Below are 14,293 nucleotides of genomic sequence, written 5' to 3' on the forward strand. Positions count from 1 at the left end.
CCATCGTCTCGGGACCGGCCCTTGTTGAACCGTGTCAAATAGTGACCGTACTCACTGTTGAACCGGTGTCAAGTAAGGTTCGAGGCCCATGACCACACCGCGCAAGCGCATGACGCCGGCACTGCGGCGTGCGCAGCTGATCGAGATCGGCTCGGCACTGTTCGCCGAGCGGCCGTACGAGGACGTCTGGATCGAGGAGGTCGCAGACCTCGCCGGCGTGTCACGCGGATTGATGTATCACTACTTCCCGTCCAAGCGGGAGTTCTTCGTCGAGATCGTCCGCGCCGAATCGGAGCGCAACCTCGGTCTGACCGCGCCGGACACCTCGTTGCCGGTGTTCGAGCAGATCGCCGCAGGCCTCGATGCGTACATCTCGTACACCGACGAACATGCGCACGGCGTCCGCGCGGTCAATCGCGGCACGTTGCTGGGGGATCCTCTGATCAACGAGATCCTCACGCGCGAGTTCGACGTCCAGCAGCAGCGGATCCTTGCCGCGCTGCCGACGACGTTGCAGGACGACGAAACGGTACGCACCGCGCTGCGCGGCTGGATCGCCTTCGTGCGAGCTGTGTGTCTGGACTGGGTGGAGCGCAGAACTCTCGACCGCGAGCAGGTACGCGCGTTGTGTCTACGGGCGTTGTCGGGTCTTCTCGAGGTGTGAGATGCGGGGCTATCGTCGAGTCATGTGCCGAAACATCACCACCCTGCGAGGGTTGGAACCGCACGCCACCGACGCCGAGATCGAAGCGGCCGCGCGTCAGTACGTCCGCAAGATCAGCGGCGTACAGAAGACGTCCGACGCCACCCGCGATGCCTTCGAGCTGGCCGTCGCCGAGGTGACGGCAACGACGCACCGGCTCCTCGATGCGCTTCCCGAGCGGCGTCAGCCACCGCCGACGGTGCCGCCGCTGCGGCGTCCGGAAGTGCAGGCGCGAATTGCCGCGGCGGGAGTGGAGCCTGCGGAACGACCCATATCAGCGGCGAAGGCCGGGTCCTAGCGGGTCCTAGCGGGTGCTGTCCGGCGGCACCGCGGGTAGGCCTTCGCTCACGCGGAGTTTCTCGGCCATCGAGCTGAGCAGATTTTGCGATTCCTCGGACAGGTCGAATGCCCGAGCGGACAGGCGGCGCAGACCGTAGCCCTTCAGTTGGGTGAGCAGTTCGAGATCGTGGTCGACCTTCGTCGCATAGATGTTGTCGAAGAAGTAGTCGGGCTTGACCTTGAAGAACGCGGCCAGCGCCGCGACGGTGTCCGCGGACGGATTGGCGCGCTGTCCCGAGCGCAATTGCGAGATGTAGGGCTTGGAGATCTGGTGTCCGCGCGAGGCGAGAGCGTCGGCGACCTCGGCATTGGTGTGTGGCTTGCGTCCGGGCGGGTGGATCGTGGCGAACAGATGGTTCAGACGTGCGGCGAAATCAGCGGACATCGGGGATGTGTGTGCCTTCCTGATACAGCCGCTGCCCACCCGGGCAGATCGGTCCGCCGCGGACCGAACCGGCTCATAGTAGCCGCTGCCGCGAATCCCGCGAACCATGGCTGACCTGCAGAAATTCGTCAGAAAATCGTACTGATCGGTTTCATGCGTCGGTGGACGTAGCGAGGCGAGGCCGGGCAGTGGGGTGCCCCGAGAGCGGGAACGAACGAATGGTTTTCCGCAGAATCGGACGCGTGATTCGAGCCCCGGTGGCAGACTGTCTTGCCAGGCGAAGGGGGTGGAGATGACCGATCGTCGACGGCGAACGTTCGATTCACGAGACGGTGACGCGGAGGTGGTCGAGCCGCTGCTACGCGCCGTGCTGTCCTACGCGCCGCGGGACGAATCGCGCCTGCCGCACCCCTCCGAGGGAATCACGCTCCGGGCCGAGGACGGCTCCGGGTTCGTTCGGCTCGCACTCACCATCGCAGACGATCTCGGCGCGGGCATCCCGGGGCCGTTCGGGTCCCGATTCTACGAATGCGGATCATTCGAAGTCATTGTTCCGCAACGAGATCCCCGCGACGGCGCGCTGTTGATGATCCACCTGCTCGATGCCCGAGCGCCCCACAGATTCGAGTTCGCCACGTCCATGCCGCCCCAGTGGAGCCTGCGGCTCGAGCGCGACGGCTCGGTGTCGATACTCGACGATCTCGGCGATGCAGTGATATTCATCGGCCGCCCATGGGCATTCGACTCCGACCTGTATCCGGTGTCGGTGCACTACACCATCGAGAACGGCCTCCTGGTGCAGAACATTCTCGCCACCGCGGACACCGGCTATCCCATCCTGATCGATCCCGACCCCGACGCGATCATCACCGGAGACGGCCGGCTCATCACCGAGACGTGGACTCCGCGACTGGTGGCCGGCGGAATCGTCGAGGATCTACCGCCGAAATCGCTGTCCAGCTGATTGCCCTGCAGCGCAGACTGATTCAGAACGGATCGTGCTGAATGTGCTCCATCGGCGTGCCCACTTTGCGGAGGGCGTAGATCGTCGTTCGCACCATCGACGGAGACCCGCAGATCTGAATCTGCCGATCGGCCCACGAGCCGAACTGGGTCACCACCTTGCCCACCGCACCGTGCAGACGGTGATGCATGCCCCACGGCAGCTCGCGAGGTGTGCCCGAATACCACCACGGATTCTCGAGCTGCTCGGTCACCGGAACGATCGTCAACCATGGATTCGACAGCGACAGCTGCCACAACGTGTCCAGATCGTAGAGATCGCACGGATACGTTCCGCTGACGAACAGATGCACCCGCGGATTGTTGCTGCGCTGCGCCATCTCCATGACCTGTGCACGCAGCGGAGCCAGACCGGTGCCTCCCGCGATCATCAACACGTCCTCGCCGATCGCGCGATCGACATGCATCCCGCCCAGCGGCGGACTGATCGACCAGCGATCACCCACCGCGGTCTCGGTGACCATCGCCGGTGACACCCAGCCCCCGGATACGCGTCGAACATGGAACTCGATCTCGCCGTACGGATTACTCGGAATGGCCGGGGACAGATACCGCCAAAGCTTGGGCCGCTGCGGAATCTGCACACTGACGTATTGCCCGGGGAAGTACGGGATCTCGCCGTCGGTCTTCAATCGAACCACCGCGAGATCGTCGAGCACCCGCTGATGCTCGACGACGGTGGCACTCCAGAACGGCGGCAGTTCGTCGTCGTCGGCGGCGACGGCCATCGCATCGCTCACCACGGTCAGTGCGTCGTTCCAGGCCGTCTCGACCTCGTCGGTCCATACCTCGTTGCCGGCGAAGGTGCGGAACGCGCTGATCAGAGCCGAACTGCCCGCACGGAAGTGTGCACCGGAGATTCCGTGCTTGCGGTGGTCCCGGCCGAGTTGTTCGAGGAACGGTTCGACGCGGTCGGGATCGTCGAGATGCTCGAAGACGTAGCCGAGTGCCATGACGAAGTGTTCACGCAGGGCATCCATCGAGGCGGGAAACAGAGCCCGGAAGTCGGGGTGCTGGGCGAAGAGATGGCCGTAGAAGGACCGGGACAGCCGCGCCGGACCGTCCTGAGCGGCCACGACGGATTTGAATCCGGTGCGAACCAGGGAGATCGTGCGTGCGTCGAGCATCGATCCACCTCCACCCCACCGAATCACTGCTGTCGACCGACACCAAAGTAGACCGGTCGAGGATATCGCGCACGTCGCAGAATGTGGAGAAATCCAAGGTTGAGCGGAACAGACTCAACTTCGCTATGGTTGTACCGAGCGACAGTCTTTGCAGAACCCAGTCGAAAGAAGGTGACCGGTGGACAGTTTCACTCCCACCACGAAGTCGCAGGCAGCACTCTCCGCTGCTCTGCAGGCCGCATCCGCGGCCGGTAACCCGGATATCCGTCCGGCACATTTGTTGGTGGCGTTGCTCGATCAGACCGACGGCATCGCCACTCCCTTGTTGAAGGCCGTCGGCGTCGACCCCGCAACGGTGCGTCGAGAAGCGCAGAGCCTCGTCGACCGGCTGCCCTCGGCAACCGGTTCGACCACCACTCCGCAACTCGGCCGTGAAACCCTCGCCGCGATCACCGCAGCGCAGCACCTGGCCACCGAACTCGACGACGAGTACGTCTCGACCGAGCATCTGATGGTCGGCCTGGCGACCGGCAACGACGACGTCGCCAAGCTGCTGACCGGCCACGGAGCCGGACCCAACGAGCTGCGCGACGCCTTCCAGGCCGTCCGGGGCAGCGCTCGGGTCACCAGCGCCGATCCGGAGAACACCTACCAGGCGCTGGAGAAGTACAGCACCGACCTGACCGCGCTGGCCCGGGAAGGCAAGCTCGATCCCGTCATCGGGCGCGATACCGAGATCCGGCGCGTCGTACAGGTTCTCTCCCGACGCACCAAGAACAACCCGGTGCTCATCGGTGAACCCGGCGTCGGCAAGACGGCCATCGTCGAAGGACTGGCCCAGCGCGTCATCGCCGGCGATGTTCCGGAGAGCCTGCGCGGCAAGACCGTCGTGTCTCTCGATCTCGGTTCGATGGTCGCGGGCGCGAAGTTCCGCGGTGAGTTCGAGGAGCGGCTCAAGGCCGTGCTCGACGACATCAAGAACTCCGCGGGCCAGGTCATCACGTTCATCGACGAGTTGCACACCATCGTCGGAGCCGGCGCGAGCGGTGAATCGGCGATGGATGCGGGCAACATGATCAAGCCGATGCTCGCCCGCGGCGAACTACGTCTCGTCGGTGCGACGACCCTCGAGGAGTACCGCAAGTACATCGAGAAGGACGCCGCTCTCGAACGACGCTTCCAGCAGGTCTACGTCGGTGAGCCGTCGGTCGAGGACACCGTCGGCATTTTGCGCGGACTCAAGGAACGCTACGAGGTGCACCACGGCGTCCGGATCACGGACTCCGCCCTGGTCGCCGCCGCAACCCTGAGCGACCGGTACATCACGGCCAGGTTCCTGCCGGACAAGGCGATCGACCTCGTCGACGAGGCCGCGTCCCGTCTGCGCATGGAGATCGATTCACGCCCCGTCGAGATCGACGAGGTCGAACGCGCCGTCCGTCGCCTCGAAATCGAGGAGATGGCACTGGCGAAGGAGACCGACGACGCGTCGAAGGCTCGACTCGACAAGCTCCGCCAGGAACTCGCCGACCTGCAGGAGAAGTTGGCCGGGCTCAGCACCCGCTGGCAGAACGAGAAGAACGCCATCGACTCGGTACGGGCGCTGAAGGAGGAGCTCGAGAACCTGCGCGGCGAATCCGATCGCGCCGAGCGCGACGGCGATCTGGGCAAGGCCGCCGAGCTGCGCTACGGACGCATCCCGACCCTCGAGAAGGAGCTTGCAGCCAAGACCGAGGACTCGCCCGCCCAGGGTGACGTGATGCTCAAGGAGGAAGTGGGCCCGGACGACGTCGCCGACGTCGTTGCAGCCTGGACCGGGATTCCGGCCGGCCGGATGCTCGAAGGCGAGACGGCGAAGCTACTCCGGATGGAAGACGAGCTCGGCAAGCGAGTCGTCGGACAGAAGGACGCAGTACAAGCGGTGTCCGACGCCGTCCGACGCTCCCGCGCCGGGGTGGCCGATCCCAACCGTCCGACGGGATCGTTCCTGTTCCTCGGACCCACCGGCGTCGGCAAGACCGAGCTGGCGAAAGCGTTGGCGGAGTTCCTGTTCGACGACGAACGCGCGATGGTCCGTATCGACATGAGCGAGTACAGCGAGAAGCACGCCGTCGCTCGGTTGGTCGGCGCGCCTCCCGGTTACGTCGGCTACGAGGCCGGCGGCCAGCTGACCGAAGCCGTGCGCAGGCGTCCGTACACGGTGGTGCTCTTCGACGAGGTCGAGAAGGCGCACCCCGACGTGTTCGACATCCTGCTCGCAGTGTTGGACGAAGGCCGACTCACCGACGGCCAGGGCCGGACCGTCGACTTCCGCAACACGATCCTGATCCTCACCTCCAACCTCGGTGCCGGCGGCACCAAGGAGCAGGTGATGGACGCGGTGCGGCGCTCGTTCAAGCCCGAGTTCGTCAACCGCCTCGACGACGTCGTGGTGTTCGACGCCTTGTCCGAGGACCAGCTCGAGTCGATCGTCGACATTCAGCTCGGCTTCCTCGCCAAGCGTCTGGCGGCTCGTCGCCTGACGTTGGAGGTGTCCTCGCCGGCCAAGTTGTGGCTCGCGGCCCGCGGCTACGACCCGCTGTACGGCGCGCGTCCGCTCCGCAGGCTGATCCAGCAGGCGATCGGCGATCAACTGGCGAAGCTCCTGCTCGCCGGCGACGTCCACGACGGCGACGTGGTGTCGGTCAACTCGAGCCCGGACGGCGAACGCCTGATCCTGGGCTAGCGGCGGCCCTTCTCCGCAACAGGCCCACCCGAGCACTGCTCGGGTGGGCCTGTTTTGTGCCTTCAACCGGTAAGTGCCGGGTAGGTACGCTCGTGGAATGACGAATCCGGACGACCCACGGTCACCTCGGGAGCGCGATCAGGACGCAGCACCCCAGGCGGAGCCATCCGAGCCGACCAAGGACTACGGTCGGCCGTACCCCGGAGCCCAGCAGTATCCCGATGGCGCTCACCCCACCGAGGCATATCCGACCCAGGCGTACCAGAACCCGGCGTACCAGAACCCGGGCTATCAGGATCCGGCCTATCAGTATCCGACTCAGCAGAATCCTGCCCAGCAGAACCCCGACCCCCAGGCCTATCCGCCGGGGTATCAGCCCACGCAGGCATTTCCGCCGTACGACCCCGAGCAGCAGGCGGCGGCGAATCAGGGCTACGGCCAGACCCAGCAGTACGGCCAGGGGTATGGGACTGGGCAGTACGGGCAGCCACAGCAGTACGGCAACACTCAGCAATTCGGCCACACCCAGCAGTTCGGGCAGCCGCCGGAGTACGGCGCTCCGCCTCCCGGCGAAGATCCGAACGCCGCCGATTCCGGCAGCAAGGGGCCACGACCGTGGGTTCTGGCGCTGATCGGACTCGTCGTACTCGCCATCGTCGTGGTGTTCGGGATTTCCTTCCTGAACGGGGGATCCGACGAGTCGACCACCGCTTCTGCGCCGTCGACGTCGATCCGACCGCCCACCTCGAGTGCACCCACGACCACGCCGGAGCCCACCGAATCGGGCACCGCCACCACGCCCGAGCTGATCCCGGGAGGAATTCCCGAGATTCTCGGTCAGCTTGGGTCGTCGGTGGGAACGATCAGCGCCAACGACGGTTCGACTCTGACGCTCGACGGACTCGACGGCGCTCCGGTGACGGTGCAGACCACGCCCCAGACCCAGATAATCTCGTTGTCCGGTAGCGATCTGGCGTCGCTGACGGTCGGTGCTTTCGTCGTGGTGCAGGGCGAGGCCGTCGAGGACGGAACGATTCGCGCGAACGTCATCATCGAAACGCCCAGTCTGGGTGGCTAGGAGTGGAGCCTGCGGAATGACCCCGTAGGCGGTGCGAGCTGTCGTAGGGACCGTTCACAGGACCCGGCGGTGGTGGGCGGTGAAGGTGTGGATGTCGATTAAGGTGGTTCGCGATGACGGCAATGTGGTTCGGCCTTGCGGCAATTGCACTGATGGGTGCAGTGGCGCTGCTCTACATCGACAGGTCCAAGCGAGATCGGTACGGACGTGTCCGGCAGATGTGGGCCAAGGCGCAGGGGTACGAGTATCGACCGCACGATCGAGAACTGGTCACTCGGTTCTCTCGCGCTGCTCTGTCCAAGCCCGAGTTCGACGTGGCTCTGGGAGTGGTGACCGGTGTTCGGCGCGGTGAGGAGTTCGTTCTCTTCGACGTCGAGGAGACAGGCACCATCGTGGCCGTGCAGCGTTCGGTCGGTTCCGATGTCGACATCGACCTCCGGCCCCGCTCGACGCCGCCGCCGCGCGACGAGGACATGGAACTGCTCGGTTCCATCGGGCCGCGCGTGGTGTTCGCCACCGACGTCGATATCGCTCGCCGTGTCTGCGACCAGCGGATGGCCGCGTTCACCGAGTCCATTCCGGCGAATCTGCAGTTGCTGTGGAGCGAGAAGGACTGGACGCTGGGGTCCCTGCCGCTGAACAGTTCGGGTCGCGATTGGGATGCCGCGATCGACGCGGTCGCACGACTGTCGGGCATGTTGCACGTGCTGCCCCCGGTTCGCGGAAGTGCCGTTTACGGCGCTCGCCCCGGCGATCCCGGCCGCGATCGAAGCGATCCGGGTAGGCCACTGGTCCATGAGCCACATAATCAGCAAGCGGACGTGCCGCACCATCCCCAGCCTCGGGTGGCGGAACCCCGAATCCAGGCGGTGCGAAGCCCGGAGCCACGTGTTGCCGAGCCGAGAAGGCCTGCGCCCAAGACACCCGAGCCTCGGATTCGGCCTCCTCGGATAGCCGAGCCCCGTACCCAGGAGCCCCGTACCCCGGAGCCCCGTACCCGAGATCCTCGTACTTCCGAGCCACGTCCGCAGGAACCCGGACGTAGGCCGCGTCCGCCGCGGCCCGACGCGGCCGGTCCGCAGGCTGCGCGTTCGGCGAATCCGTCGCGTCCTGTGCCGCGTCCGCCTGCGTCGCGTCCGATTCCTTTCGACTCGGAGCGCCGACGCAACCAGCCCTGACGAAAGTTCGGGCGTGTTTACAGGCGCAGGTGCGCTTACGCGGCTAAATTCGTACCTCGTGACGGTTTCTTCGGGTGTTGTCGTGGCAGTGGTGGTCCTGGTCGCGGTTGTCGTGGTCGGTTACGTGCTGATCGCGCTGCGTCGACTCGGTCGGTACAGCGAGCAGACGGAGCAGAGTCTGCGACTGGTCGAGGTCGAACTGGATCGGCGTCACGAGCAGTTGGGCCCGTTCCTCGCGGCCGCGGAGGCCACCGGGCTGTCCGGTGATCTGTTGCGTCAGCTCGGCGGTGCACGGTCGTGGTCCAAGGCAGTGCGCGATCGCAGCCTGGGTCTGCAGGCGCAGGCCGCTGCCGAGAATGCGTTGTCCGCCGCGTTCCATGCTGTGCTCGTCGACGCCGATGCGCGTCAGAATGCGTTGGGCAATTGGGCTTTCCAGGGTCCGGCCGGAGAACTGAACGTCACCGAGCGTCGTATCGCAGGCGCGGTTCGCGTGTACAACGACAACGCGTACCGGCTGTCGCAGGCGATCGGCACGTTCCCGTCCTCGCTCGTCGCCAGGTCTCGCTCGATGACCGCACCGGAACCGTTCGTGGAGACCAAGGAACTGCTCGACGAGCAGCAGTCGGCCGAGATCGCTGCCTAGTGGCAGCAACGACCCGAGATCGAGCATCGGAGCCGCCGGGAGCGGTCGCGCGAGTCGGTGGGTAAGTTCGTACCGACCTATCGAAGATCCGTGGTGCGACGAGAGGAATCCGAACATGGCCGAGAGTGCCGCGAATTCGGACCGGCAGGAACTGGCCGATTTGGTGAAAGAGCTTGCCGTCGTGCATGGGAAGGTCACGTTGTCGTCGGGCAAGGAAGCCGACTACTACGTGGATCTGCGTCGCGCGACCCTGCATCACCGGGCAGGTGCGTTGATCGGTTCGCTGATGCGTGATCTGGTTGCCGATTGGGATTTCGTCTCGGTCGGCGGCTTGACGATGGGCGCAGATCCGGTGGCGATGTCGATCATGCACGCCCAGGGACGGCCGATCGATGCATTCGTGGTGCGCAAGGCAGCGAAGGCGCACGGCATGCAGCGTCAGATCGAGGGACCGGACATCGTCGGCAAACGTGTTCTGGTGGTTGAGGATACGACGACGACCGGAAATTCACCGCTCACTGCCGTCAAGGCTCTGCGGGACGCGGGCGCGACGGTCGTCGGAGTGGCCACGGTGGTCGACCGCGCGACCGGGGCGGACGAGGTCATCGCCGCCGAGGGACTCGAGTATCGATCCTTGCTCGGCTTGGCGGACCTCGGCCTGTAATCCCGGTCCCGAAAGGGCTTGTCAGCGAACCAGTTGCGCGACGACGACGAAGTTGTCGTCGGTGGGTTCGCCGCCTTGGACGTCGCAGTTCGCCAGGATCAATCGTCCGGGCACCGAGCGTCGGAGTTCGTTGTCGGCCAACAGCGACCCCTTCGGTAGGGGGCCGACCGATTCGACCGCGTACTCCAGAGTGCCGCTCGCGGTGCGCAACGCGACGGTATCGCCGGGCATCACCACGCGCAGCGCCTTGAACGGCGCGTCGCGCTTCGAATAGTTGTGTCCGGCAACCACTACCGTCTGTTCGGTGGAGGTTCCCGGCATGCCGCTCTCGGCCCACCAGGCAGGTAGCTCGTCGACCGGGTTGAGTACCTGGCCACTGTCGCCGCCGCGGTAGAGCGGATCGGGATGGATGGGGCTGCTCAGATAGGTCGTGCCGTCCGAGGATCGGAGTTCGATGTATTCCGGCTGAGCGGGAGCGACGTCGCTCGCCGGTGCCGCCACAGTGATCTGTGACTGCACCGGCGAGCGATCCGGCGCGGCGACCCCGACTTCGTCACTCGCACAACCTGATACGAGGAGAACGAAGGTCAGGATCGCCGTCCACAACCAGCGGGTACTACGAGGTGGCATCGGTGGAGCTACGGCGACGCAGGTAGAACGCTCCGCCTGCAGCCGCAACGACGACCACGCCGACTCCGGCGAGAATCACCGGGGTGTTCGACGAGCTGTCCGATGCGCCCGACGCCTCGTCGGAGGAGTCGCCGAGAGCGAGATCGACCGGCGGCAGATCGCCGGCAACACTGACGACACCGTTCTCGTCGGTGGTGAAGTAGTCCGCGACCGTGAACGATCCGTCCTCGTTCTTGACGCCGACCAGGGAGACTCCGGTCTTGTCGACGACGACGGTGTTCTCGTCGACCTCGGTGACCGGAACGTCCTCGCGGACGGTGTTTCCGAGATTGATCGTCCACTCGAACTTCGGTCCGCTGGCAGCCAATTCGGCGGCTGCGGCCTTCAGATCGGCTTCGGCCTTGGCCTTCTCGTCGGAGTTGGCCTTGGCTGCGGTCACGTCTGCCTGTGCGGCCGTCAGCGCCGTCGCGGCGTCGGTGGCCTTGGTCTTGGCTGCTGCGGCTGCCTCGGTCTTGAGCTGCAGATCCGCGTCGGCGGCCACAACGGCTGCGTTGGCATCCGTCACTGCCTGTGCGGCGTCGGCTGCAGCCTGCTCGAGGTCTGCGATGTCTGCATCGGACGGGGCGGCGTCGAGGGCGGCCTGGGCTGCGGTAGCCGCGTCGGCCTTGGCTTCGGCGTCGGCCTTGGCAGCATCGGCTGCTGTCCGGGCGTCGGCTGCGGCCTTCTCGGATTCGGTTTCCTCACCTGCTGCGGCCTCGGCTGCAGCTTCGAGGTTCAGAGCGTTCTGCTCGGACATCGCGGCCACGGCAGCGGCCGTCTGCGCTTCGACGTGCAGTGCCAGCGACTTCGCTGCGGTCGCGGCTGCGGCCCTGGTGGCCGCAGCGATCTTGGCGAGGTTGAGGCTCTTGAACGACTCCTGCAGTGCCGCGACGGAATCCTCGACGGCCTTGGTCGACGCATCGGCCTCGACCTTGGCGCTGGCGGCGAGTTCGGCCTTGGCGTTCGCATCGGCGCGAGCTGCCTCGGCTTCTGCGGTGGCCTCGGGATCGCCCGATACCGCTGCGGCCTCGAGTTGGACAGCGAGCTCCTCGGCTGCTGTCGCGTCGGCTTCGGCCTGGTCCGCTGCAGCAGTGGCGGCGTCGGCCTCGGTCTGCAGGGTCTGGGCATCGTTCTTGGCTGCGGTGACCGCAGCACTGGCGGCAGTGCTGGCGACCACGGCGGCCTTGGCCTCCGCGGCGGCCGTCTTGGCCTTGACGTCGGCCTCGGCGGCGGCGACCTCTGCCTTGGTGGCGTCCGTGCTCGCGGTGGCCTCGGCGGCCTTGGCGGTCTCGAGCCGCACCTGGGCGGCGGTGGTGGCTTCCACCGCTGCCTTGCTCTCGGCCTCGGCGTCGGCGATCGCCTGCTTCTCGGCGTCGGACAGCTGCGGGATGATGTCCAGGTTGACTGTCGCGGTGCCGTCGTCGTTGAAGACGACGCCACCGGTCACCTGCGGCAGTGGGCGGATGGCCGACGGGACCTCGGGGGCCGGCACTGCTGCTGCGGCGGCTGCTGCGGCGTCTTCCGGGGTGACGGCCGGAGCAGGCGCTTCGATCTGCCCGTCGACGGTGGCCGATCCGTCGACGGTTGCGCCCTCTTCCGCGGTCGGAGCGCCGGATTCGGTGCCTTCTTCGGTGGCGGGCTGTTCGACGGAGGAGCTTTCGGGTGTCTGCTCCTGCGCACTGGCAATTCCCGGTGCGGCGATGGAGAGGGACAGTGCCATGGCGGCCCCGGCAGCGGCGAGGCGCGCCTTCTTGGACCTGGCGATCGACTTCTGCGACATGGAGATTGTGGCCCTTCGGTCAGTGGCAGCATCGTGCTGCACGCACCCGCCCTCCCACGCGGAACGGGTGTAGTTGGTGAGTCACACGAACAACCGTGTTGACGTGACCGTAAACCAACCGGCCGGTCTCGGGAACCGTTCAGAGCTTTACCTGAGAATTGGTTATGAAAGTGTTACTGATGGGACGTATGTGACGAGAGAGATTCGAGACGTGAAACGGCGGTCGAGATGCGTACATCTCGACCGCCGCGAAAACCCCGTCGGGTGAACGTATTTCAGTCGCCGACCGTCACCGCACGGGCCTCGTCGATGCTGTGAGGTGCGGGTTCGTGATCGTCGACGTGAGCGAGCACCTTCCGGCCGGTTGCCAGCACGACGATGGCGAGAGCAGTGCAGGCGGCACCCACCCAGAACGGGACGTGCATGTTCGACTCGCCCAGTTTGCCGGCCAGGTAGGGAGCCGCGGCCCCGCCGGTGAAGCGAACGAAACTGTAGGCCGCCGATGCCGTCGAGCGCTCGACCGGTGCCGAGATCATCACGGTCTCGGTGATCAGCGTGTTGTTGACGCCGAGGAACAACCCGGCCACGACGGTTCCCACGATGAGGACGGTCTTGTTCTCGGTGAACATCGCCATGACGGCCAGGTCGACGGCGAACAGCAGCAGCGCGAGCATCATCATGTTCAGCGTTCCGAAGGCCCGCTGCAGCTTCGGCGCGATGAACACCGACGCCACGGCCAGGCACAGGCCCCAGCCGAAGAAGATGAAGCCGATGGAGTAGGTGCCCATGTCCAACGGGAAGGGGGTGTAGGCGAGGAGTGTGAAGAATCCGTAGTTGTAGAGCAGCGCGGTGATGCCGACAGTGAGCAGACCGCGGTGACGAAGCGCGCGAAACGGATCGAGGATCGACGTGGTGCGGGCGGGCTTCGGGGTGTCCGGGAGCATGACGATGAGAAGGATGAACGCGACGGCCATCAGTGCGGCCACCCCGAAGAACGGTCCGCGCCAGCTGAACCCGCCGAGAACTCCACCGACGAGAGGGCCGGTCGCGATACCGATACCGAGTGCTGCCTCGTAGAGGATGATCGCGCGAGCGACACCTCCCGATGCGGCACCGACGATGGTCGACAGCGCCGTCGCGATGAACAGTGCGTTGCCCAGCCCCCAGCCTGCGCGGAATCCGATGATCTCGCCGACCGATCCGGACGTGCCTGCCAAGGCTGCGAAGACGACGATGATCGCCAGTCCCACCAGCAGCGTGCGCTTGGGGCCGAAGCGACTCGACACCACTCCGGTGATCAGCATCGCGATGCCGGTGACGAGCATGTAGCTGGTGAACAGCAATGACACCTGCGATGGCGAGGCGTCGAGCTGTTCACCGATGGGCTTGAGGATGGGGTCCACGAGACCGATGCCCATGAAGGCGATGACGCTGGCGAATGCAACTGCCCATACTGCGCGTGGTTGCTTCAGCAGGCTGTCGGTTGAGGTGCTGGTGGTCACGAAAGAGTTCCTCTCGTTTCGTGATCGACGGGCTCGAGGATGCTGCGAAGCTCGCTCAAGCCGTCGGTCAGTTTCTGGATCTGTTCTGGGTCGCGGTCGGACAGGTACGGCAGAAGTCCGTCGACGAGGTGGCGTCGACCTTCGGCGAGCCATCGGTGGCCGGCCTCGGTCATCTCGATGAGAACGGCACGCGAATCGTCGGGGTCGGGTCGCCTGGTGACGAGATCGGCGTTGCTCAACTTGGCGAGCAGCGCCGTTGCCGAGGGTTGGGAACAGCGGTCCAGCTCTGCGAAGGTGCTGATGCGCAGGGGCTGGTACTCCTCGAGCAACGACAGGGCCCGCATCCACGCCCTCGGCCATTCGTCGCTGCCGAACCGTGCGGCCAATCGGACGAAGCGCGACGAGCTGGTGACCAGCTGCGAGAGGAGATCTCGGATGTCTTCGTCGGAGTGACTCACCGATTTATTGTTACATACA

General features: G+C 65.7%; 14 protein-coding genes. 8 read left to right on the forward strand and 6 right to left on the reverse strand.

The genetic code is table 11. The annotated features are described in order from the left end of the window. The first annotated feature begins 88 nt into the window (after positions 1–88). Together QM615_RS17800 and QM615_RS17805 are read left to right on the forward strand one after the other, a co-directional pair. Positions 89–664, forward strand: a complete 576-nt coding sequence (locus tag QM615_RS17800) for a TetR/AcrR family transcriptional regulator (RefSeq protein ID WP_094640941.1) — start codon at positions 89–91, stop codon at positions 662–664. 22 nt (positions 665–686) lie between these two features. Then, positions 687–1,001, forward strand: coding sequence for a DUF2277 domain-containing protein (locus tag QM615_RS17805; RefSeq protein ID WP_149406498.1), 315 nt, complete (start codon positions 687–689; stop codon positions 999–1,001). 6 nt (positions 1,002–1,007) lie between these two features. On the opposite strand, the gene QM615_RS17810 is transcribed toward QM615_RS17805, so the two are convergent. Next, on the reverse strand, positions 1,008–1,427 hold the full coding sequence (locus QM615_RS17810) for a helix-turn-helix domain-containing protein (RefSeq protein WP_068053936.1): 420 nt from the start codon (positions 1,425–1,427) through the stop codon (positions 1,008–1,010). Between the two features lie 292 nt (positions 1,428–1,719). On the opposite strand from QM615_RS17810, the gene QM615_RS17815 reads away from it, so the two are divergent. Continuing rightward, positions 1,720–2,391 (forward strand): hypothetical protein, encoded by a 672-nt coding sequence (locus tag QM615_RS17815; protein WP_149406499.1) that lies wholly within the window; start codon positions 1,720–1,722, stop codon positions 2,389–2,391. Positions 2,392–2,413: 22 nt separating this feature from the next. Here QM615_RS17815 and QM615_RS17820 read toward each other — a convergent pair whose 3' ends face one another. Beyond that, positions 2,414–3,577, reverse strand: coding sequence for a globin domain-containing protein (locus QM615_RS17820; protein ID WP_068053851.1), 1,164 nt, complete (start codon positions 3,575–3,577; stop codon positions 2,414–2,416). A 178-nt stretch (positions 3,578–3,755) separates the two neighbouring features. Here QM615_RS17820 and clpB point away from each other — a divergent pair, with 178 nt between their 5' ends. The 5 genes from clpB (at position 3,756) to pyrE (ending at position 9,865) form a co-directional block, all read left to right on the forward strand. After that, positions 3,756–6,302 (forward strand): ATP-dependent chaperone ClpB, encoded by a 2,547-nt coding sequence (gene clpB, locus QM615_RS17825; RefSeq protein WP_283347694.1) that lies wholly within the window; start codon positions 3,756–3,758, stop codon positions 6,300–6,302. Between the two features lie 97 nt (positions 6,303–6,399). Beyond that, positions 6,400–7,380, forward strand: a complete 981-nt coding sequence (locus tag QM615_RS17830; RefSeq protein WP_283347695.1) for a DUF5666 domain-containing protein — start codon at positions 6,400–6,402, stop codon at positions 7,378–7,380. Positions 7,381–7,493: 113 nt separating this feature from the next. Next, on the forward strand, positions 7,494–8,558 hold the full coding sequence (locus tag QM615_RS17835; RefSeq protein WP_317814070.1) for a TtfA family protein: 1,065 nt from the start codon (positions 7,494–7,496) through the stop codon (positions 8,556–8,558). A 58-nt stretch (positions 8,559–8,616) separates the two neighbouring features. Then, on the forward strand, positions 8,617–9,201 hold the full coding sequence (locus QM615_RS17840) for a LemA family protein (protein WP_269596681.1): 585 nt from the start codon (positions 8,617–8,619) through the stop codon (positions 9,199–9,201). A gap of 115 nt (positions 9,202–9,316) precedes the next feature. Further along, positions 9,317–9,865, forward strand: a complete 549-nt coding sequence (pyrE, locus tag QM615_RS17845) for an orotate phosphoribosyltransferase (RefSeq protein ID WP_094687780.1) — start codon at positions 9,317–9,319, stop codon at positions 9,863–9,865. Positions 9,866–9,886: 21 nt separating this feature from the next. On the opposite strand, the gene QM615_RS17850 is transcribed toward pyrE, so the two are convergent. The 4 genes from QM615_RS17850 to QM615_RS17865 form a co-directional block, all read right to left on the reverse strand. Beyond that, the gene (locus QM615_RS17850; protein WP_269596680.1) at positions 9,887–10,384 is read right to left on the reverse strand and encodes a class F sortase; all 498 of its coding nucleotides are present in this window, start codon (positions 10,382–10,384) and stop codon (positions 9,887–9,889) included. Between the two features lie 97 nt (positions 10,385–10,481). Continuing rightward, positions 10,482–12,314, reverse strand: a complete 1,833-nt coding sequence (locus QM615_RS17855) for a hypothetical protein (protein WP_269596679.1) — start codon at positions 12,312–12,314, stop codon at positions 10,482–10,484. A 275-nt stretch (positions 12,315–12,589) separates the two neighbouring features. Further along, complete coding sequence (locus QM615_RS17860) at positions 12,590–13,816, reverse strand: MFS transporter (RefSeq protein WP_269596678.1); 1,227 nt, start codon at positions 13,814–13,816, stop codon at positions 12,590–12,592. Next, complete coding sequence (locus QM615_RS17865) at positions 13,813–14,274, reverse strand: MarR family winged helix-turn-helix transcriptional regulator (protein ID WP_068053883.1); 462 nt, start codon at positions 14,272–14,274, stop codon at positions 13,813–13,815. The genes QM615_RS17860 and QM615_RS17865 overlap by 4 nt, the downstream gene beginning before the upstream one ends. Positions 14,275–14,293 lie beyond the last annotated feature (19 nt).

Source organism: Rhodococcus sp. IEGM 1341 (assembly GCF_030056895.1).
In the GTDB taxonomy this organism is placed as follows: domain Bacteria; phylum Actinomycetota; class Actinomycetes; order Mycobacteriales; family Mycobacteriaceae; genus Rhodococcoides.

Bases quoted from the DNA above. Each gene is read 5' to 3' on its own strand.
- QM615_RS17810 (WP_068053936.1), bottom strand. From the start codon at position 1,427: ATGTCCGCTGATTTCGCCGCACGTCTGAACCATCTGTTCGCCACGATC.
- QM615_RS17835 (WP_317814070.1), top strand. From the start codon at position 7,494: ATGACGGCAATGTGGTTCGGCCTTGCGGCAATTGCACTGATGGGTGCA.
- pyrE (WP_094687780.1), top strand. From the start codon at position 9,317: ATGGCCGAGAGTGCCGCGAATTCGGACCGGCAGGAACTGGCCGATTTG.
- QM615_RS17830 (WP_283347695.1), top strand. From the start codon at position 6,400: ATGACGAATCCGGACGACCCACGGTCACCTCGGGAGCGCGATCAGGAC.
- QM615_RS17815 (WP_149406499.1), top strand. From the start codon at position 1,720: ATGACCGATCGTCGACGGCGAACGTTCGATTCACGAGACGGTGACGCG.
- QM615_RS17805 (WP_149406498.1), top strand. From the start codon at position 687: ATGTGCCGAAACATCACCACCCTGCGAGGGTTGGAACCGCACGCCACC.
- QM615_RS17820 (WP_068053851.1), bottom strand. From the start codon at position 3,577: ATGCTCGACGCACGCACGATCTCCCTGGTTCGCACCGGATTCAAATCC.
- QM615_RS17800 (WP_094640941.1), top strand. From the start codon at position 89: ATGACCACACCGCGCAAGCGCATGACGCCGGCACTGCGGCGTGCGCAG.
- QM615_RS17855 (WP_269596679.1), bottom strand. From the start codon at position 12,314: ATGTCGCAGAAGTCGATCGCCAGGTCCAAGAAGGCGCGCCTCGCCGCT.